This window comes from Acidovorax sp. Root217 (assembly GCF_001428645.1).
Classification (GTDB): Bacteria; Pseudomonadota; Gammaproteobacteria; order Burkholderiales; family Burkholderiaceae_C; genus Acidovorax.
Genome location: NZ_LMIH01000005.1, coordinates 375,130 through 393,026, shown reverse-complemented (window position 1 = coordinate 393,026; position 17,897 = coordinate 375,130). Strand labels below are relative to the sequence as shown.

General features: G+C 66.3%; 16 protein-coding genes. 11 read left to right on the top strand and 5 right to left on the bottom strand.

The genetic code is table 11. The features are described 5' to 3' along the window. Window positions 1-48: 48 nt before the first annotated feature. On the bottom strand, window positions 49-1,890 hold the full coding sequence (locus tag ASE31_RS03340; protein ID WP_057200094.1) for an ABC transporter ATP-binding protein/permease: 1,842 nt from the start codon (window positions 1,888-1,890) through the stop codon (window positions 49-51). Window positions 1,891-2,018: 128 nt separating this feature from the next. Here ASE31_RS03340 and ASE31_RS03335 point away from each other — a divergent pair, with 128 nt between their 5' ends. Next, window positions 2,019-2,462 carry an acyl-CoA thioesterase gene (locus tag ASE31_RS03335; protein ID WP_057200093.1) on the top strand — a complete coding sequence of 148 codons (444 nt, stop codon included), beginning with the start codon at window positions 2,019-2,021 and terminating at the stop codon, window positions 2,460-2,462. 36 nt (window positions 2,463-2,498) lie between these two features. Here the strand turns inward: ASE31_RS03335 and ASE31_RS03330 are convergent, their stop codons facing one another. The 3 genes from ASE31_RS03330 to ASE31_RS03320 all read right to left on the bottom strand — a co-directional run bounded on the left by ASE31_RS03330 (window position 2,499) and on the right by ASE31_RS03320 (window position 4,616). Beyond that, the gene (locus tag ASE31_RS03330; RefSeq protein WP_057200092.1) at window positions 2,499-3,092 is read right to left on the bottom strand and encodes a polymer-forming cytoskeletal protein; all 594 of its coding nucleotides are present in this window, start codon (window positions 3,090-3,092) and stop codon (window positions 2,499-2,501) included. 157 nt (window positions 3,093-3,249) lie between these two features. Continuing rightward, window positions 3,250-3,735, bottom strand: coding sequence for a thioesterase family protein (locus ASE31_RS03325; RefSeq protein ID WP_057200091.1), 486 nt, complete (start codon window positions 3,733-3,735; stop codon window positions 3,250-3,252). An 83-nt stretch (window positions 3,736-3,818) separates the two neighbouring features. Next, window positions 3,819-4,616 carry a crotonase/enoyl-CoA hydratase family protein gene (locus tag ASE31_RS03320; protein WP_057200090.1) on the bottom strand — a complete coding sequence of 266 codons (798 nt, stop codon included), beginning with the start codon at window positions 4,614-4,616 and terminating at the stop codon, window positions 3,819-3,821. Between the two features lie 172 nt (window positions 4,617-4,788). Between ASE31_RS03320 and ASE31_RS03315 the strand changes: the two genes are divergently transcribed. The 7 genes from ASE31_RS03315 (at window position 4,789) to ASE31_RS03285 (ending at window position 12,821) form a co-directional block, all read left to right on the top strand. Further along, window positions 4,789-5,664, top strand: a complete 876-nt coding sequence (locus ASE31_RS03315) for a branched-chain amino acid ABC transporter permease (RefSeq protein ID WP_057200089.1) — start codon at window positions 4,789-4,791, stop codon at window positions 5,662-5,664. Between the two features lie 4 nt (window positions 5,665-5,668). Continuing rightward, the gene (locus tag ASE31_RS03310; protein ID WP_057200088.1) at window positions 5,669-6,745 is read left to right on the top strand and encodes a branched-chain amino acid ABC transporter permease; all 1,077 of its coding nucleotides are present in this window, start codon (window positions 5,669-5,671) and stop codon (window positions 6,743-6,745) included. A gap of 17 nt (window positions 6,746-6,762) precedes the next feature. Beyond that, window positions 6,763-7,602: an ABC transporter ATP-binding protein gene (locus tag ASE31_RS03305; protein WP_057200087.1), complete on the top strand. Its 840-nt coding sequence runs from the start codon at window positions 6,763-6,765 to the stop codon at window positions 7,600-7,602. Further along, window positions 7,599-8,417: an ABC transporter ATP-binding protein gene (locus ASE31_RS03300; RefSeq protein ID WP_057200086.1), complete on the top strand. Its 819-nt coding sequence runs from the start codon at window positions 7,599-7,601 to the stop codon at window positions 8,415-8,417. Before ASE31_RS03305 ends, ASE31_RS03300 begins: the two co-directional genes overlap by 4 nt. A gap of 5 nt (window positions 8,418-8,422) precedes the next feature. Then, entirely contained in the window at window positions 8,423-10,279 is a 1,857-nt protein-coding gene (locus tag ASE31_RS03295; RefSeq protein ID WP_057200085.1) for a long-chain fatty acid--CoA ligase, read from the top strand. A gap of 96 nt (window positions 10,280-10,375) precedes the next feature. Beyond that, window positions 10,376-11,539, top strand: a complete 1,164-nt coding sequence (locus ASE31_RS03290; RefSeq protein ID WP_057200084.1) for an ABC transporter substrate-binding protein — start codon at window positions 10,376-10,378, stop codon at window positions 11,537-11,539. A gap of 118 nt (window positions 11,540-11,657) precedes the next feature. Then, window positions 11,658-12,821, top strand: a complete 1,164-nt coding sequence (locus ASE31_RS03285) for an acyl-CoA dehydrogenase family protein (protein ID WP_057200083.1) — start codon at window positions 11,658-11,660, stop codon at window positions 12,819-12,821. A 136-nt stretch (window positions 12,822-12,957) separates the two neighbouring features. Here ASE31_RS03285 and ASE31_RS03280 read toward each other — a convergent pair whose 3' ends face one another. Next, window positions 12,958-13,263 carry a hypothetical protein gene (locus ASE31_RS03280; RefSeq protein ID WP_057200082.1) on the bottom strand — a complete coding sequence of 102 codons (306 nt, stop codon included), beginning with the start codon at window positions 13,261-13,263 and terminating at the stop codon, window positions 12,958-12,960. Window positions 13,264-13,526: 263 nt separating this feature from the next. Between ASE31_RS03280 and ASE31_RS03275 the strand changes: the two genes are divergently transcribed. The 3 genes from ASE31_RS03275 to ASE31_RS03265 all read left to right on the top strand — a co-directional run bounded on the left by ASE31_RS03275 (window position 13,527) and on the right by ASE31_RS03265 (window position 17,681). Further along, complete coding sequence (locus tag ASE31_RS03275; RefSeq protein ID WP_057200081.1) at window positions 13,527-14,150, top strand: outer membrane beta-barrel protein; 624 nt, start codon at window positions 13,527-13,529, stop codon at window positions 14,148-14,150. 142 nt (window positions 14,151-14,292) lie between these two features. Then, window positions 14,293-15,498, top strand: coding sequence for an acetyl-CoA C-acetyltransferase (locus ASE31_RS03270; RefSeq protein ID WP_057200080.1), 1,206 nt, complete (start codon window positions 14,293-14,295; stop codon window positions 15,496-15,498). Window positions 15,499-15,521: 23 nt separating this feature from the next. Continuing rightward, window positions 15,522-17,681 (top strand): 3-hydroxyacyl-CoA dehydrogenase NAD-binding domain-containing protein, encoded by a 2,160-nt coding sequence (locus ASE31_RS03265; protein WP_057200247.1) that lies wholly within the window; start codon window positions 15,522-15,524, stop codon window positions 17,679-17,681. Window positions 17,682-17,897 lie beyond the last annotated feature (216 nt).

Sequence of the window (17,897 nt, the reverse complement as noted above, 5' to 3'; positions counted from 1 at the left end):
TGGAATCAAAGGGAAATCAAAAGCGGTTCCGATGGATGGAGGCAGGCTTCATGCCGCTCCATCGCTTTGCTGCAGTGCCCACATGCTGGAGTAGCGCCCACGCTGGGCCAGCAGTTCGGCATGGGTGCCGCGCTCGATGATGCGGCCGGCGTCCATGACCAGGATCTCGTGCGCATCGACCACAGTGGACAGGCGGTGCGCGATCAGCAGGGTGGTCTTGTTCTGGGCCGCGCTCTGCAGTTCGGCCTGGATGGCGCGTTCGTTCGCCGAGTCGAGCGCCGAAGTGGCTTCGTCGAAAATCAGGATGGGTGGGTTCTTGAGCAAGGTGCGGGCGATTGCCACGCGCTGTTTTTCGCCGCCCGAGAGCTTGAGCCCGCGCTCACCCACCATGGCCCCATAGCCAGCCGGCGTGCCGGCGATGAAGTCGTGGATGCGCGCCGAACGCGCTGCGCCCTCCACCTCGGCCTGGCTGGCGCCCGGGCGGCCGTAGGCGATGTTGTAGGCGATGGTATCGTTGAACAGCACCGTGTCCTGCGGCACGATGCCGATGGCCTGGCGCACGCTGGCCTGGGTGACCGAGCGGATCTCCTGCCCGGCGATGGTGATGCGCCCCTGCTGGATGTCGTAGAACCGGTAGAGCAGCCGCGCCAGCGTGGACTTGCCCGAGCCCGATGGGCCGACCACGGCCACCGTCTTGCCGGCGGGGATCTCGAAGCTCACGCCCTGCAAAATGGGCCGGCCGCTGGCAGCGCCCTCCCCCTTGCGCGTGTCGTAGGCGAAATGCACGTCCTCGAAACGCACCGTGGCCTGGTCCAGGCCCGCAAGTGGCTGTGCGCCGGGGGCATCAGCCACCTCGCGCTCCTTGTCCATCAGCACGAACATCTTGTCCAGGTCGGTCAGGCTCTGCTTGATCTCGCGGTAGATGACACCGAGGAAGTTCAGCGGAATGTACAGCTGGATCATGAAGGCGTTGACCATGACCAGGTCACCCAGCGTCATGCGGCCGTCGACCACGCCCTGCGTGGCGCGCCACAGCATGGCCACCAGGCCGATGGCGATGATGAGCTGCTGGCCCGCGTTGAGCATGGACAGCGTGGTCTGGCTCTTCAGGCGCGCATGGCGCAGCCGCTCCAGGCTTTCGTCGTAGCGCCGGGCCTCGAAGGCTTCGTTGTTGAAATACTTGACGGTCTCGTAGTTCAGCAGCGAATCGACCGCCTTGGTGTGCGCGGCCGAGTCGAACTCATTGGCCTCGCGGCGAAACTGGGTGCGCCACTCGGTGACCAGCACCGTGAAGGTGATGTAGAACGCCAGCGCCGCCAGCGTGATCCAGGCGAACCAGGCATCGAATTTGACGGCCAGCACCGTGAGCACCAGGGCCACCTCGACCAGCGTGGCCACCACGTTGAAGAGGGTGAAGGAGATCAGCGACTCGATGCCGCGCACGCCGCGCTCGATGTCGCGCGTCATGCCCCCGGTCTGCCGCTCCAGGTGAAAGCGCAGGCTCAAGGCGTGCAGGTGCTCGAAGGTCTGCAGCGCAATGGAGCGCGCGGCGCCCTGCGTGGCCTTGGCAAACACCAGTTCGCGCAGCTCGCTGAAGATCGAGGTGGACAGGCGCAGCGCCCCGTAGGCCAGCAGCAGACCCACCGGCACCACCAGCAACGTGGCGGGGTCGCCCAGCTTCAGGTCCATGGTGTCGACCAGGGTCTTGAGCAGCACGGGCACGCCCACGTTGGCCACCTTGGCGCCCACCATGAAGACGATGGCCGCGACCACGCGCCATTTGTACTGCCACAGATAGGGCAGCAGGCGGCCAATGGTGGCCCAGTCAGAGGGGGCGGTGGCTGCGGAAGCCGGTGTTTGGAGGGGGGTGGGTTCGCCGACAGGGCGCATGGGGGACAATTCCGGTTGTTGTTCTTACCGACCCGGCTGGCGCCCGGAGGGTTTTTCTTTGGGTTGGCCCTGGAAACCACCCTCGGTGTCCTCCAGCATCCGTGCCAGCCCCAACCGAGATTGTGCCCATGTCCGCGACTTTCAGCCCACCCGCCGCCCTATTGCCCACAGACAAGGAGCTGGTGCTCAAGGTGATCCCCATGCCGGCGGACACCAACGGCAATGGCGACATCTTTGGTGGCTGGGTGATGGCGCAGGTCGACCTGGCCGGCTCGGTGCTGCCGGCGCGCTACATGCAGGGCCGCATGGCGACCGTGGCGGTCAATGAATTCATCTTCAAGCAGCCCGTGCGCGTGGGCGACATCCTGTCGTTCTTCTCGTCGATCACGCGCGTGGGCAACACCTCGGTCACCGTGCAGGTGGAGGTGTATGCGGAACGCTTTTCCGACCAGGGGCGCTACGTCAAGGTGACGGAAGCGCGCCTGACCTATGTGGCCATCGACGACGAAGGCCGCCCGCGGCCAGTGCCGCGCCCCAAAAAGGAGGGCGATCAGGCCGGATCGGCGGACTGAAGGAAACCGGGACCTGCACGGCCCCGGTCATGACGTTCAGGCGGCCACGGCCATCGCCGTGGGCTCGGCCCGCACGGGCTGCTGCGCCGGCGCGCTGCGCAATGCCGAGGACGATGAGCTGCCCGAGCCGATGCCCGACTCGATCTCCCCCGCCAGCTGACCGCCCTCTTCCACCACCAGCTTGCCGTAGCGGATCTTGCCGTTGACCTTGCCGGTGCTGTAGATCACGAGCTTCTGGCGCACGGTGAGCGTGCCATTGAACTCGCCATGGATTTCGGCGATGTCGATCTCGGCTGAGCCGCGGAAAGCCCCGTGCTCGGAGATCTGGATCACGCGCGAATCCATCGTGGCCTCTACCGTGCCCTCGACCACGAGCGTGTCGCAATCGGTGATCTCCACGCCCTTGAGCTTGATGTTGGGGCCCACCGTGAGCTTGCTGCCGGTGGAATCCGAGACCGGGGAGGGCTTGGCCAGGGCCGGGCTGGCGGGGGCCGATGCCGCCGCAGCGCTGCTGGCAGCTGCAGAGGAGTTGGCCACCGAACTGTTCAGGCCGGTGGAATTGGAAGGACTGTGGCGGGGCTGAAACGACTCGGGTTCACGCTTGCCAAAGAAGGGGTTTTGCACGGCCATCGGTACTCCTTGAAAAGAGGCTTCATCGTAGGAGGGGGCCTACGCAATGGATGCGCGCTTTACGCAAGAACCGTAACCAAACGGTTCACCCGTAGCATGCACTTGCAAGGCTTGCGGGATCACACATGCTCCTGTTACATCCTTGGCCGACAGATGTTCAGGAGACGATGTAGGCCGCAGCCCCTGCCGACATGATCTCCCCGTTCGGCCCCTTGAACTCCATGCGCGTGGTAGCCACCCGAGAGCCCAGCCGCAGCACCTCGGCATGCAGCGTGAAGTGGCTGCCGATGCCCGGGCGCAAGTAGTCGATGCGCAGGTCGATGGTACCGAGCTTGGCAAAGCGGTGCAGGCGCTGGTCGGGCGCCTCGTCCATGTGGCGCGCACCGATGGCCGCCATGACGGCCAAGCCGCCCATGGCATCGAGCCCTGCGCTGATCACGCCGCCGTGCACGCGGTTGTAGGCATAGTGGCCCACCAGCTCGGGCTTCATCTCGATGCGCCCTTCCACCCGGTCGGGGCGCAGGCCGGTGATCTTCAAGCCCAGCACCTGGTTGAAGACGATCTTTTCCTCGAAGATGGATTTCAGTCCGGCCACGAATTCGGGTTCGAATTCTTGCGGCGATGCGGTGCTTGTTTTGCTCATGGTGTTCCTGTGCGTTGTCTCCGTGCGCTCTTCAACGGATAGCAGGCCATGCCATCAGGGTGCGCTTTCCCGGTCATTTTCAATCAAAACTTTCCGTGCCGCCCCTGGCCCTCGGCAAAGCGCGCCGCGCCCCGCAGCGCATCGGCCAGGCAGGCCCTGCCGCCCTGCCATTCCTGCAGCAACGCATCGGCCAGCGGCAGCCCCTCCTGCGCGATCGCGCTTGCACGGTCCGCCCGCAGCGTGGCCTGCGGGAAGGCGGCTATCTCGCGCGCCAGCGCCAGGGCGGCCACCAACGCCTGCCCGGGTGGTACGACACGGTTGCACAGGCCTATGCGCAGCGCCTCGTGCGCCTCGACCTTGCGGCCCGTAAGGATCAGGTCGAGCGCCTGCGACAGCCCGATCAGGCGCGGCAGGCGCACCGTGCCGCCATCGATCAGCGGCACGCCGAAGCGGCGGCAGTACACGCCGAAGTAGGCGTCCTCTTCCATCACGCGCAGGTCGCACCACAGCGCCAGTTCCATGCCGCCAGCCACGGCGGCGCCGCTGATGGCGGCCACCACGGGCTTGGACAGTTGCAGCCGGCTCGGGCCCATGGGCCCCGGTGGATCCGGCGTACTGGCCGCGTAGTCGAGCCCCCTGGCCAAGGCTTCTGGCGAGGTGCCTTCGGCCTGCAACCGGGCACCTGCCTGCAGGTCCCAGCCGGCGCAGAAATGCCCGCCGGCACCATGGAACACGGCCACGTCGGCGCCATCGTCGCGTTCGAAATCCAGAAAGGCTGCATGCAGCGCCTGGGCGGTGGCGGCGTCCACCGCGTTGCGCACGCCGGGTCGGTGCAATGTCACCAGCGTGACACGGCCTTGCTTGTCTACCTCTATGGCCATCGGTTTCTCCTGGCGCCGCATAGGACGCAACCCTTATTGCGCGCACGCCTGCAAAGGGACAACATGCGCCTTGATCCCCATCAGGGTTAGCCCCGAGTGCGGTACGGGCCGCGCACAGGCACCATTATTTATGCAAAGCAAATGCTTTGTATAAATATTCTGGGGAGCCAGTGTGCAATTCGTGCAACTGTTGATCAGCGGGGTCGCCCAGGGCTGCATCTACGGCCTGATCGCGCTCGGCTTCGTGCTCATCTACAAGGCCACCGAAACCGTGAGCTTCGCCCAGGGCGAGCTCATGATGCTGGGCGCCTTCTGCGGCCTGGCATTGATGACGGTGCTCGGCTTTCCCTTCTGGGTGGCGGTGCTGGCCAGCATTGCGGCCATGGGCCTGTTCGGCACGGTGCTCGAACGTGCCGTCATCCGACCCATCCTGGGCCAGCCCGCGTTCTCCATCGTCATGCTGACCATCGGCATCGGCTACGTGCTGCGTGGCCTGGTGACCATGATCCCCACCATCGGCACCGAGACGCACACGCTGCCCGTACCGTACAAGGACCTGTCGTTCCGCCTGGGCACCCTGGTGGTCAACGCCGAGCAACTGGCCGTGATCGGCGCCACCGGCGTGCTATGCGTGCTGCTGTTCGCGCTGTTCCGCTACAGCAAGCTCGGCATCGCCATGCAGGCCTCGTCGCAAAACCAGCTGGCGGCCTACTACATGGGCATTCCTGTGCAGCGCCTGAACGGCCTGGCCTGGGGCCTGGCGGCCGCTGTCGCGGCCGTGGCCGGGCTGCTGCTGGCGCCCATCACCTTCGTACACGCCAACATGGGGCTGATCGGGCTCAAGGCCTTCCCGGCCGCGGTGGTGGGCGGTTTCGGCAGCCTGCCGGGTGCCATCGTCGGCGGCCTGGTGATCGGCATCGTCGAATCGTTCTCGGGCTTTTACCTGCCCGAAGGGTTCAAGGACACCGCCGCCTACATCGTGGTGCTGGTCATGCTGATGGTGCGGCCCAACGGACTGTTTGGCGAAAAGCTGAGAAAGAAAGTCTGACCCCATGCGCTTTCTTTTCAAGACTTCCTACGAGCAGGACCTGCGCCTGGCCAAGCATGGCGGGCACCTGTTCTGGTACGGGTTGCTGGGCCTGGCCCTGGTGGTGGCGCCCTGGGTGGCACCCGAGTACTGGCTGGCGCAGCTGACCTTCGTGCTCATCTACGCCATCGTCGGCCTGGGGCTGATGCTGCTGGCCGGTTTCACGGGGCTGTTCTCGCTCGGGCATGCGGCCTTCCTCGGCGTGGGGGCGTACACGCAGGCGGTGCTCACGGGCATGGGCTGGCCGTTTGCGCTGTCGCTGGCCTGCGCGGCCGGGCTGTCGGCCGCAGTGGGCGTGGTGGTGGGGCTGCCGGCGCTGCGCGTGAAGGGCATCTACCTGGGCATGGCCACGCTGTCGTTCGGCTTCATCGTCGAGGAAGTGTTTGCGCGCTGGGAGTCGGTCACGGGCGGCAACTCAGGCAAGCACCTGGTGCCACCCGAGATCTGGGGCTTCAAGTTCGAGTCCACCGAGTCGTTCTATTTCCTGTGCCTGGTGATTGCCGTGGTCAGCACCCTGGCGATCCTGAACCTGCTGCGCTCGCCCACGGGCCGGGCCTTCGTGGCCATCCGCGATTCGGAGATCTCGGCGCAGAGCATGGGCATCCACCTGGCGCGCTACAAGACGCTGTCGTTCTCGCTGTCGGCTGCGCTGGCCGGCATCGGCGGGGCGTTGTATGCGCACAAGCTGCAGTTCATCTCGCCCGACCAGTTCAACATTTTGCAGTCCATCGACCTGTTGCTGATGATCGTGATCGGCGGGCTGGGCTCGGTGCATGGGGCCTTCCTCGGCGCGATCTTCCTGATCTCCATGCCGCAGCTGATCTCGCTGGGCAAGGACTGGCTGCCGGCCAGCATCGGCCAGGCGCCCGGCCTGCAGGCCGTGGTCTACGGCGCCGTGCTGATCCTCTTCGTGCTGTTCGAGCCCATGGGCCTGTATGGCCGCTGGCTCAAGGTGCGCACCTGGCTGCAGCTGTTTCCGTTCTACCGCAAGGGCCTGTTCAAGCGGCAGAAGGCTTTTCAGAAATCGGACCGCTTGAAATGACCGGCACCGCTTCTCCCATGACCGACGACATCCTGCTCAGCGCGCAGAACCTCAGCGTGCGCTTTGGCGGCGTGCTGGCCGTGAACAACGTGGGCTTCGAGGTGCGCCGCGGCGAGGTGTTCACCCTGATCGGCCCCAACGGCGCGGGCAAGACCACGGTGTTCAACCTCATCAGCCGCATCTACACGCCCACCACCGGCACCATCCACTACGCCGGCCCGGACGGCATGCTGTCGCTGACCGACCAGCCGCCGCACAAGGTGGCGGGCCTGGGGATTGCGCGCACTTTCCAGAACATCGAGCTGTTCGAGCATGCCAGCGTGCTGCACAACCTCTTGATCGGCCGCCACACGCGCCGCGAGACGGGCCTGTGGGCCGACCTGCTGTTCACCCGCCGCGTGCGCGACGCCGAGGTGCGTGCGCGCGAGAAGGCCGAGGAGATCATCGACTTCCTGGACCTGCAGCACTACCGCGACACCCTGGTGGCCGGCCTGCCCTACGGCGTGCGCAAGGTGGTGGAACTGGCCCGGGCGCTGTGCACCGAGCCGCGCCTGCTGCTGCTGGACGAGCCCTCCTCGGGCCTGAACGTGGAGGAGACGGATGACATGGCCTTCTGGATCCAGGACATCCAGCACGAGCTGGGGATCACCGTGCTGATGGTGGAGCACGACATGTCGTTGGTGTCCAAGGTGTCTGACCGGGTGCTGGCCATGAACCAGGGCGAGGTGGTGGCCATGGGCACGCCGCGCGAGGTGCAGTCGCACCCCGGCGTGATCGAGGCCTACCTGGGCACCATCGACGATGTGAGCAACCTGCGCCGCCCGGCGGGCAGCGCACCGGCGAGGATGGCACGATGACCGTCATTCCATTTCCCGGACCATCCGGCGCCAGCGCTGCCGAGGGCACGCCGCTGCTGCGCCTGCAGAACGTGGAGAGCGCCTACGGCCCCATCAAGGCCATCCGCGGCGTGAGCCTGCAGGTGCAGCGCGGCGAGATCGCCGCCGTGCTGGGCAGCAATGGCGCGGGCAAGACGACCATACTCAAGACCATCTCGGGCATCATCGATCCGCGCCGGGGCACCATCGAGTTCCAGGGCGCCCACATCGCGGCCACCGACCCGGCCGCCATCGTGCGCCGGGGGCTGGTGCATGTGCCCGAGGGGCGCGAGGTGTTCGCCCTGCTCTCGGTGCGCGACAACCTGCTCATGGGCGCCTACACGCGCAGCGATGCCGACGCCGTGGCACGCGACCTGGAGCTGGTGTACGGCTACTTCCCCATCCTCAGGGAGCGCGCCGGGCAGGACGCGGGCCTGCTCTCGGGCGGGCAGCAGCAGATGCTGGCGATCTCGCGTGCGCTAATGGCCAACCCCGAGCTCATCCTGCTCGACGAGCCCAGCCTGGGCCTGTCGCCCAAGCTCACCAAGGAGATCTTCGAGATCGTGGTGCGCATCAACCGCGAGCGGGGCACCACCATCCTGCTGGTGGAACAGAACGCCAACATGGCGCTCAACGCCTCCGACTACGGCTACGTGCTGGAAAACGGCCGCATTGTGATGGAAGACAGCTGTGAGCGCCTGCGCGAAAAGGACGACATCAAGGAGTTCTACCTGGGCATGAAGGACGCCGGCGTGCGCGGCGAGCGGCGCTGGAAGAAGAAGAAGAACTGGAGGTGACCGGCATGTCCAATCTATGGGACCTCTCCCACATCCAGCCGGCCGGCACCGACGTGCTCGCGGGCGACACCATTGCCGCGATGTTCTGGAACGGCGTGGCCCAGCGCGGCCCGCGTGTGTGGATGCGCCAGAAGCAGCTCGGCATCTGGAAGAGCTGGACCTGGAACCAGACGGCCGATGCCGTGCGCGAGATCGCAGGCGGCCTGATGGCGCTGGGCTTCGCGCCGGGCGAATGCGCCTCCATCCTGTCCAACACCAACATCGAGTGGGTGCTGGCCGACCTGGCCGTGCTCAGCTGCGGCGGTGTCTCCAACGGCATTTACCCCACCGACGCGGCCAGCCAGGTGCACTACCTGAGCGAAGACTCGCGCACCAGCGTGCTCTTCGTGGAAGACGATGAACAGCTGGACAAGGCGCTGGAGGTGCGCGCCCAGTTGCCTTTGCTGCGCAAGATCGTGGTCTTCGACATGGAGGGCCTGCGCAGCCTGGAAGACCCCGGCATCATCAGCCTGCAGGCCTTGCGCGCGCTGGGCCGCGAGTGGAGCCAGGGGCATGCGGGCGAGCTGGAGCGCCGCGTGCAGGCCTGCCGGCCCGAGGACGTGGCCATTCTGGTCTACACCTCGGGCACCACCGGCAAGCCCAAGGGCGCCATGCACACCCATGGCGCCCTCGCCTACACCGTGCGCGGCTACAACACGCTGATCTCGCGCACCGAGGACGACGAGGCCATGTGCTTCCTGCCGCTGTGCCACATCGCCGAACGCATGGGGGGCGAATACTTTTCGCTGTACACCGGCTCGCGCCTGAACTTCGTGGAAAACCCCGACACCGTGCCCGAGAACGTGCGCGAGATCGCCCCCACGGTATTCACCGCCGTGCCACGCGTGTGGGAGAAGTTCTATTCGGGCGTGATGATCGCGCTCAAGGAATCCACGGCGCTGCAGCAGGCGGCCTACGCCTGGTCCATCGGCGTGGGCACGCGCATTGCCGACCAGGTGCTGGCCGGTCAGCCCGTGGGGGCGGTGCAGAAGCTGCAGTTCCAGGTGGCGCGCTGGCTGGCGCTCAACAACGTGCGCAAGCTCATCGGCATCCACCGCGCGCGCTTCCTGGTCACGGGCGCGGCGCCGATCTCGCCCGAGCTCGTGAAGTGGTACCTGGCCCTGGGCGTGCCCATGCTGGAGGTGTGGGGCATGACCGAGACCTGCGGCGCCGCCACCGGCGTGCCCGCCAGCCGCATCAAGCCCGGCTCCATCGGCCCGGCCGCCAGCTACAACGAGGTGCGCGTGGACCCGGGCACCGGCGAGATCCAGGTGCGCGGCCCGAACGTGTTCAAGGGCTACCTGAACCAGCCCGAGAAGACGGCCGAGACCATCGATGCCGATGGCTGGCTGCACACCGGCGACGTGGGGGTGATCGACCCCGATGGCTACCTGCGCATCACCGACCGCATGAAGGACCTCATCATCACCGCCGGCGGCAAGAACATCACCCCGAGCGAGCTGGAGAACGAGCTCAAGTTCAGCCCCTATGTGACGGACGCAGTGGTGATCGGCGATGCCCGCCCCTACCTCACGGTGATCATCATGATCGACCAGGAGAACGTGGAGAAATACGCGCAGGACCACGACGTGCCGTTCTCCAACTACGCCAGCCTCACGCGCTCCCCCGAGGTGCAGGCCCTGATACAGGCCGAGGTGGACCGGGTGAACACCCGCTTCGCGCGCGTGGAGCAGATCAAGAAGTTCTTCTTGCTGGACACGCAGCTCTCGGCCGAGGACGAGGAGCTGACCCCCACCATGAAGCTCAAGCGCAAGCTCGTGCAGCAGAAGTATGCGGAACGCATTGAGGCCATGTACCGCTGAGCCGTGCCGGGCCCCGGTTCCATAGGGAAAGTGCTGGTGCCCGGTATCGGGCATCGTTCTATAACGACGAATCCGATCCATCCAAGGAGACGTGCCATGAAACTTCATCCCATTGCCGTGCTGGCCATCGTGGCCATGTCCGGCGGCGCCGCGCAGGCCCAGGCCCCGCAGGGCGTGGCCAAGGACACCATCACGCTGGGCTCCATCCAGGATCTGTCGGGGCCGCTCGCGGGCTTCGGCAAGCAGGTGCGCCTGGGGATGATGCTGCGCGTGGACGAGGCCAACGAGCAGGGCGGCGTCAACGGCCGCAAGCTCGACCTCAAGGTGGAGGACTCGGGCTACGACCCCAAGAAGGCGGTGCTGGCGGCGCAGAAGCTCGTCAATCAGGACAAGATCTTCATGATGGTGGCGCACATCGGCACGGCGCAGAACCTGGCAGCCATGCCGGTGCAGTTCAGCAAGAACGTGATCAACTTCTTTCCGGTGACGGCCGCGCGCGAGATGTACGAGCCCTTCCACAAGCTCAAGTATTCGTTCGCCGCGACCTACTACGACCAGATCCGCCTGGCAGCGCCCAAACTCATCAAGGAAAAGGGCGCCAAGAAGATCTGCACCATCTACCAGGACGACGAGTTCGGGCTGGAGGTGATGCGCGGCGGTGAAGCGGCCCTGAAGGCCATGGGCACCGACTTCGCCGAGAAGACCTCGTACAAGCGCGGCGCCACCGACTTCTCGTCCCAGGTGGCAAAGATGAAAGCGGCGGAGTGCGACTTCGTGGTCCTGGGCACCATCATCCGCGAGACCATCGGCACCATCGGCGAGGCACGCAAGACCGGCTTCAACCCCACCTTCCTCGGGTCGAGCGCGGCCTACACCGACCTGATCCACAAGCTGGGCGGCAAGCCCATGGACGGCCTGTACGCGACCATGACGGTGCAGCACCCCTACCTGGACGAGGCCTCGCAGCCCATCCGCTTCTGGGCCACCAAGTACAAGACCAAGTTCAATGAAGACCCGACGGTGTTCTCGGTCTACGGCTACGGCGCCATCGATGCCTTCATCCGCGCGGCGCAAAAGGCCGGCACCTCGCTGACCACCGAGAGCTTCATCAAGGCCATGGACACCATGGTGATCCCGCCCGACATGTTCGGCAGCGCCGAGGCGACCTACGGACCGCAAAAGCGCCTGGGCAGCGACCTCTCGCGTCTGTCGCAGATCCAGGACGGCAAGTGGAAGGTGGTGTCGGACTACGTCAAGTAAGCAGCGTCCGCGCTTGCCTGCCAGGCCGCCCCCCATGGGCGGCCTTTTTACTGTGGCAAACCCATGGCAGAATTTTGGAAAGCAACCGCTTTTCAAAATTACGCTGGAGACGAACACCATGATCGAACGCACCCTCTTCAACGCCGACCACCAGGCCTTTGCCGAGAGCTTTGCGCGCTTTCTCGACAAGGAGGTGGCACCCCACCATGCGGCCTGGGAGGAACAGGGCTATGTGGACCGCGCCGTGTGGACCAAGGCCGGTGAGAACGGCTTTCTGTGCATGGCCCTGCCCGAGGAGTACGGAGGCGCGGGCGCCGACAAGCTCTACTCGGTGGCGCAGATGGAGGCGATTGCGCGTGCCGGCTTCACCGGCATCGGCTTCGGGCTGCACAGCGAGATCGTGGCGCCCTACCTCCTGCACTACGGCACCGAGGAACAAAAGCGCCGCTACCTGCCGCAGCTGGCCAGCGGTGCCATGGTGGGCGCCATCGCCATGAGCGAGCCGGCCGCCGGCAGTGACCTGCAGGGCATCAAGGCCACGGCCGTGAAGAGCGCCGACGGCTCGCACTATGTGCTCAACGGCAGCAAGACCTTCATCACCAATGGCTGGCATGCCGACCTGGTGATCGTGGTCGCCAAGACCGACCCGGCGGCGGGCGCCAAGGGCACCAGCCTGTTCCTGGTGGAGCGCGGCATGCCGGGCTTCGAGAAGGGCCAGCGCCTCAAGAAGCTGGGCATGAAGGCGCAGGACACCTCCGAACTGTTCTTCACCGATGTGAAGGTGCCGGCAGACAATCTGCTGGGCGGCCCGGCCATGGAGGGGCGCGGCTTCATCTGCCTGATGGAGCAACTGCCCTGGGAGCGCCTGCAGATCGCCATCACCGCCGTGGCAGCCTCTCAGGCGGCCATCGACTGGACGGTGGACTACGTCAAGCAGCGCAAGGTCTTCGGCCAGCCCGTGGCCAGCTACCAGAACACCCGTTACACGTTGGCCGAACTGCAGACCGAGGTGCAGGTGGCCCGGGTGTTCGTGGACAAGTGCTGCGAACTGATCGTGGCCAGCCAGCTCGACACTGCCACGGCCAGCATGGCCAAGTACTGGACCACCGACCTGCAGTGCAAGCTGATGGACGAATGCCTGCAGCTGCACGGCGGCTATGGCTACATGTGGGAATACCCCATCACCCGGGCCTATGCCGACGCCCGCGTGCAGCGCATCTACGGCGGCACCAACGAGATCATGAAGGAAGTGATCACCCGCGCGATGGGGCTGGGCAAGTAGCCCTCAGCGCTGCCAGGAGCGGCCAACAAAGCTCAGCGAAACGGTTCTGGCCCGGCGCTGCGTCGCCGGCAGTACGAGCAGTACGAGCAGTACGACAAGACGCGGCAACGATGCCAGAAGAGCTTGGTTGCTGCTCCTACAGGAGCCAGGTCTCGCGGATCTCTTCGGGGCTGAGCTTGCGCGGGGCCGGCGCGGTTCCGCGCACCTGCAGCCAGTCGCGCACGCCATCGCGGCCGCTGAGACCGCGCACCAGCAAGAGTCCCGCAGCAATCCCGCGTGCGGCTGCTGCACCGCGGCTGGGGGCCATGAATGCCGACACGGCCAGCCCTGCGCCTGCGGCCAGCGCCAGATGGTGCTCCAGGAAAAAGCCCGAGCGCGCGTCGTCGTACTCGATGGCGTCGCGCGCCAGGAGTTGCAGGGATTCAGAAAGGGTTTTTGCCATGTTCTGGATTGTCGAGGATCAGAAAGCAGCCAGTGTCCACAGGGTACGGCACGATCTGCCAATGTCGGCAGCGCGTCCCCTGCAGGCCCGGCCCGGAAGACAACAGGATAGCGCGTTGACAGCGCAGCTCCCTGCAGGCCAAGTCCTACAAACTCCGCTTACCAAATCCCACGTGCTGTTACAGATGGGCCGCATAAATTGGGAAGTGAGGCGCCCTGCGCGTGCGGGCGCCGAGAACGGTGTCCTCTTTCCAGGAGACTTCCATGAGACATGTACGGCGCAGCACTTCCCCCTGGCTCATTGCCGCCATCAGCGGCGCCCTCTTCGGCGTGGTGTGCGGCATGGCCCGAGCGCAGGCGCCAGCCGATGCGCCCATGTCCTCGCGCTCGGTGCTGCCCTTCACCCAGTCCGGCTATATCGGCCTGTCGGGCGGGCGTTCCCAGTACGACCTGGCAACGGGGCCCGCAGGCCTGGCCTACGACGACACCGACACGGCCTGGAAGCTCAGCGCCGGCGGGTACTTCCACCGCAATGTCGGGGTCGAGGTCGGCTACCTCGATTTCGGCCGCGCTTACCGGCTGGACGGCCGCACCAAGGCCCAGGGCATCAACCTGAGCCTGGTGGGACGCGCACCTATAGGCGAGCGCCTGGAGCTGTTCGCCAAGGCCGGCACCACCTACAGCCGGACCTCCACCTCCGCGCAGCCCGTGTACGGCCTGCGCGCCGGCAAGAACAGCGGCATGGGCCTGTCCTACGGCGTCGGCGCCAGTTGGGGCTTTACACCGAACATTGCTGCCGTGCTGGAATGGGAGCGCCATCGCCTGCGCTTCTCGGACGACACCGCCCCCGCCGACATGGCCACCGTGGGCGTGCGCTACAAGTTCTGAACCCCGGCACACCGGGCGCCGCGCTCCGCCCCAGCAGCGGCTGTCGTCCCCCTGCGTTCTCCAGCTGTCACCATTTATACAAAGCGGGTGATCTGCATAAAGCTGTCCCGCCCTATACTGCGGCGACAACTGGAGACACGCCATGACACAAGCCTATGTGTTCGATGCCATCCGCACGCCGCGGGGCAAGGGCAAGAAGGACGGCAGCCTGCACGAGGTCAAGCCCATCAGCCTGCTCACCGGCCTGCTGGCCGAGCTGCACCGCCGCCACCGCTTCGATACCGCTGCGGTGGACGACATCGTGATGGGCATCGTTTCACCCGTGGGCGAACAAGGCTCGGTTTTGCCCAAGGTGGCGGCACTCAAGGCGGGTTGGGACTTCCGCGCCTCGGGGCTGCAGGTCAACCGCTTTTGTGCGTCGGGCCTGGAGGCCGTGAACCTGGCGGCACAAAAGGTGCGCTCGGGCTGGGAAGACCTGGTGGTGGCCGGAGGCGTGGAGAGCATGAGCCGCGTGCCCATCGGCTCGGACGGCGGCGCCTGGGCGCAGGACCCGGACACCAACTCGGCCACCCTGTTCGTGCCCCAGGGCATCGGCGCTGACCTGATCGCCACGCTCGACGGTTTCACGCGCTCCGACGTCGATGCCTATGCCGTCGAATCCCAGCGCCGCGCCGCCGCCGCCCGTGCAGCAGGGTACTTCAAGCAATCCGTGGTGCCCGTCCAGGACTTCCTGGGCCTGCCCATCCTGGAGGAGGACGAGTTCATCAAGCCGCAGACCACGCTGGAGGGGCTGGCCGCGCTCAAGCCCTCGTTCGAGCAACTGGGCGGCATGGGCTTCGATGCCGTGGCGCTGCAGCGCTACCCCGAAGTCGAGCGCATCCACCATGTGCACCATGCGGGCAATGCCTCGGGCATCGTCGATGGCGCGGCGGCGGTGCTGATCGGCAACGAGGCCGCCGCCGCAGCCCATGGGCTCACGCCCCGCGCGCGCATCGTGGCCACGGCGCTCAGCGGGGCCGACCCGACCATCATGCTCACCGGCCCCATGCCCGCCGCACGCAAGGCGCTGGCCCGCACCGGCATGACCATCGACCAGATCGACCTGTTCGAGGTCAACGAGGCCTTTGCCGCCGTGCCCATGCGCTTCATGCGCGAGCTGGGCGTGCCGCACGAGAAGGTCAACGTCAACGGCGGCGCCATCGCCATGGGGCACCCGCTGGGGGCCACGGGCGCCATGATCCTGGGCACGCTGATCGACGAACTGCACCGCCGGCAACTGCGTTATGGCCTGGCCACCCTGTGTGTGGGCGGCGGCATGGGCATTGCCACCATCGTGGAGCGCGTGTGATGACGATGACGACGGAGAACACCATGCAGACCATCCGCTACGAACTCCTCGACGCCGCCGACGGCAAGGTGGCGCTCATCACCTTCGACGAACCGGACTCCAGCGTCAACACCATGTGCCGCCAGTGGCAGGCCGACCTGGGCGAGGCCACGGCCCGTGTGGTGGCCGACCGCGCCCAGCTCAAGGGCGTGGTGCTGGCGTCGGCCAAGACCAGCTTCTTCGCGGGCGCGGACCTCAAGGCCACCATGCGGCTCAAGCCGGCCGATGCGCCCACGGCCTTCGGCGAAATCGAGCGCATGAAGCAGCACTTTCGCACGCTGGAGACCCTGGGCATCCCGGTGGTCAGCTGCCTCAACGGTGCGGCCCTGGGCGGCGGCTGGGAGGTGGCGCTGGTGGGCCACTACCGCATCGCGGTGGACAACCAGCGCATCCTGTTCGGCCTGCCCGAGGTGACTTTGGGCCTGATGCCGGGCGCCACGGGCATCACCAAGATGACCCGCCTGCTCGGCCTGATGGGTGCGCAGCCCTATCTGCTCGAAGGCAAGCTCTTCAACCCGCGCGAGGCGCTGGAGCTGCAGCTGGTGCACGAGCTGGTGGCCACGCCCGAGCAATTGCTGCCCGCCGCGCTGGCACGCATCGCCACGCACCCGCATTCTGTGCAGCCCTGGGACGACAAGAACCACAGGATGCCCGGCGGCACGCCCGCCAACCCCAAGGTGGCTGCGGCGCTGAGCGTGGCGCCGGCCATGCTCAAGAAGACCACGCGCGGCCGCTACCCGGCGCCCGAGGCCATCCTGGCCACCATGGTCGAAGGCGCCATCGTCGACTACGACACCGCACTGCGCATCGAAAGCCGCTACCTCGCGCGCCTGATGACCGGGCCGGTCGCGCGCAACATGATCAACACGTTCTTCTTCGACATGAACGCGATCAAGAGCGGCCAGTCGCGCCCCGGCCAATCCCCGCGCTACAAGCCGCAGAAGGTCGGCATCCTGGGCGCCGGCATGATGGGCGCGGGCATCGCCTGGGCCCAGGCCAGCCGGGGCATTGCCACGGTGCTCAAGGATGTCACGCAGGAGAAGGCCGACGCCGGGAAGGCCTACAGCGCCAAGCTCTCGCAGGCGCTCGTGGACAAGGGCCGCATGGAAGCCACGGCGCAGCAGGCGCTGCTCGGCAAGATCAAGGCCACCGCCGATGCCGCCGACTTGGCCGGTTGCGACCTGGTGATCGAGGCGGTGTTCGAGAGCCGCGAGCTCAAGGCGAACGTGACGCGCGAGGCGGAGCTCCAGCTCGCCGACGGCGGCTTCTTCGCGAGCAACACCTCGACCCTGCCCATCACCGGCCTGGCCCAGGCCAGCAGCCGGCCCGCGAAGTTCGTGGGCATCCACTTCTTCAGCCCCGTGGACAAGATGAAGCTGGTGGAGATCATCCGCGGCAAGGAAACCGACGACGAGACCGTGGCGCGTGCGTTCGACTACGTGCAGGCCCTGGGCAAGGTGCCCATCGTGGTCAACGACTCGCGTGGCTTCTATACCAGCCGCACCTTCGGCACCTACGTGATGGAGGGCGCGGCCCTGCTCGGCGAGGGCGTACCCGCCGCGCTGATCGAGAACGCGGCGATGCAGGCCGGCATGCCGGTGGGGCCGCTGGCCGTGCTGGACGAGACGGCGCTGACCTTGAGCGTGCATGTGCTGGACCAGACCCGTGCGGACTACGCGGCAGAGGGCCGCAGCTACCAGGCCACGGCCGGGGAGTTGCTGGTGGAGCGCATGGTCAAGGAGCTCAAGCGCCCTGGCCGTGCGGGTGGGGGCGGGTTCTATGACTACCCTGCGGGCGGTCGCAAGCAGTTGTGGCCTCAACTGCGTTCGCTGTTTGAAGGCGTTGCTGGTTCCGAGACCTTGGGCGTGCAGGAGATTCAGGATCGGTTGCTGTACCGGCAGGCGGTGGAGACGGCGCGGTGTCTGGCGGAGGGGGTGCTCACCAACGTGCACGATGCGAACATCGGGTCGATCTTTGGGATCGGGTTTCCGGCGTGGACTGGGGGGGCGATGCAGTTCATCTATGGGACAGGGGTCGAAGCATTCCTGGCGCGGGCAGATGAGTTGGCGCGGCGGTTCGGGACTGGGTTTACTCTGGATGCGGCGGCGCGCTCGGCCATTGAGCGGTTTCAGCCTCGGTATTGAGTGTTGAAGCCGGAGCCTTGCTGAACGATTTTCTTGATTAAAGGGCGGAGGCCGGGATGTGCGCCCGGCGGCGCACCTACTTTCTTTTTGCGCAAAAAGAAAGTAGGCAAAGAAAGAGCGCCCCGCAGTCTGCGTCCCTCCGCTTCGCTGCGGGCAACCTGCGATGCTCGGTCCTGGGGTGGTGCCGCAGAACTCACTGCGTTTGGCCTGTGGCCA

Coding starts and splice junctions, on each gene's coding strand:
- ASE31_RS03340 (WP_057200094.1), bottom strand. CDS start 1,890: ATGCGCCCTGTCGGCGAACCCACCCCCCTCCAAACACCGGCTTCCGCA.
- ASE31_RS03335 (WP_057200093.1), top strand. CDS start 2,019: ATGTCCGCGACTTTCAGCCCACCCGCCGCCCTATTGCCCACAGACAAG.
- ASE31_RS03330 (WP_057200092.1), bottom strand. CDS start 3,092: ATGGCCGTGCAAAACCCCTTCTTTGGCAAGCGTGAACCCGAGTCGTTT.
- ASE31_RS03325 (WP_057200091.1), bottom strand. CDS start 3,735: ATGAGCAAAACAAGCACCGCATCGCCGCAAGAATTCGAACCCGAATTC.
- ASE31_RS03320 (WP_057200090.1), bottom strand. CDS start 4,616: ATGGCCATAGAGGTAGACAAGCAAGGCCGTGTCACGCTGGTGACATTG.
- ASE31_RS03310 (WP_057200088.1), top strand. CDS start 5,669: ATGCGCTTTCTTTTCAAGACTTCCTACGAGCAGGACCTGCGCCTGGCC.
- ASE31_RS03305 (WP_057200087.1), top strand. CDS start 6,763: ATGACCGACGACATCCTGCTCAGCGCGCAGAACCTCAGCGTGCGCTTT.
- ASE31_RS03300 (WP_057200086.1), top strand. CDS start 7,599: ATGACCGTCATTCCATTTCCCGGACCATCCGGCGCCAGCGCTGCCGAG.
- ASE31_RS03295 (WP_057200085.1), top strand. CDS start 8,423: ATGTCCAATCTATGGGACCTCTCCCACATCCAGCCGGCCGGCACCGAC.
- ASE31_RS03290 (WP_057200084.1), top strand. CDS start 10,376: ATGAAACTTCATCCCATTGCCGTGCTGGCCATCGTGGCCATGTCCGGC.
- ASE31_RS03285 (WP_057200083.1), top strand. CDS start 11,658: ATGATCGAACGCACCCTCTTCAACGCCGACCACCAGGCCTTTGCCGAG.
- ASE31_RS03280 (WP_057200082.1), bottom strand. CDS start 13,263: ATGGCAAAAACCCTTTCTGAATCCCTGCAACTCCTGGCGCGCGACGCC.
- ASE31_RS03275 (WP_057200081.1), top strand. CDS start 13,527: ATGAGACATGTACGGCGCAGCACTTCCCCCTGGCTCATTGCCGCCATC.
- ASE31_RS03270 (WP_057200080.1), top strand. CDS start 14,293: ATGACACAAGCCTATGTGTTCGATGCCATCCGCACGCCGCGGGGCAAG.
- ASE31_RS03265 (WP_057200247.1), top strand. CDS start 15,522: ATGCAGACCATCCGCTACGAACTCCTCGACGCCGCCGACGGCAAGGTG.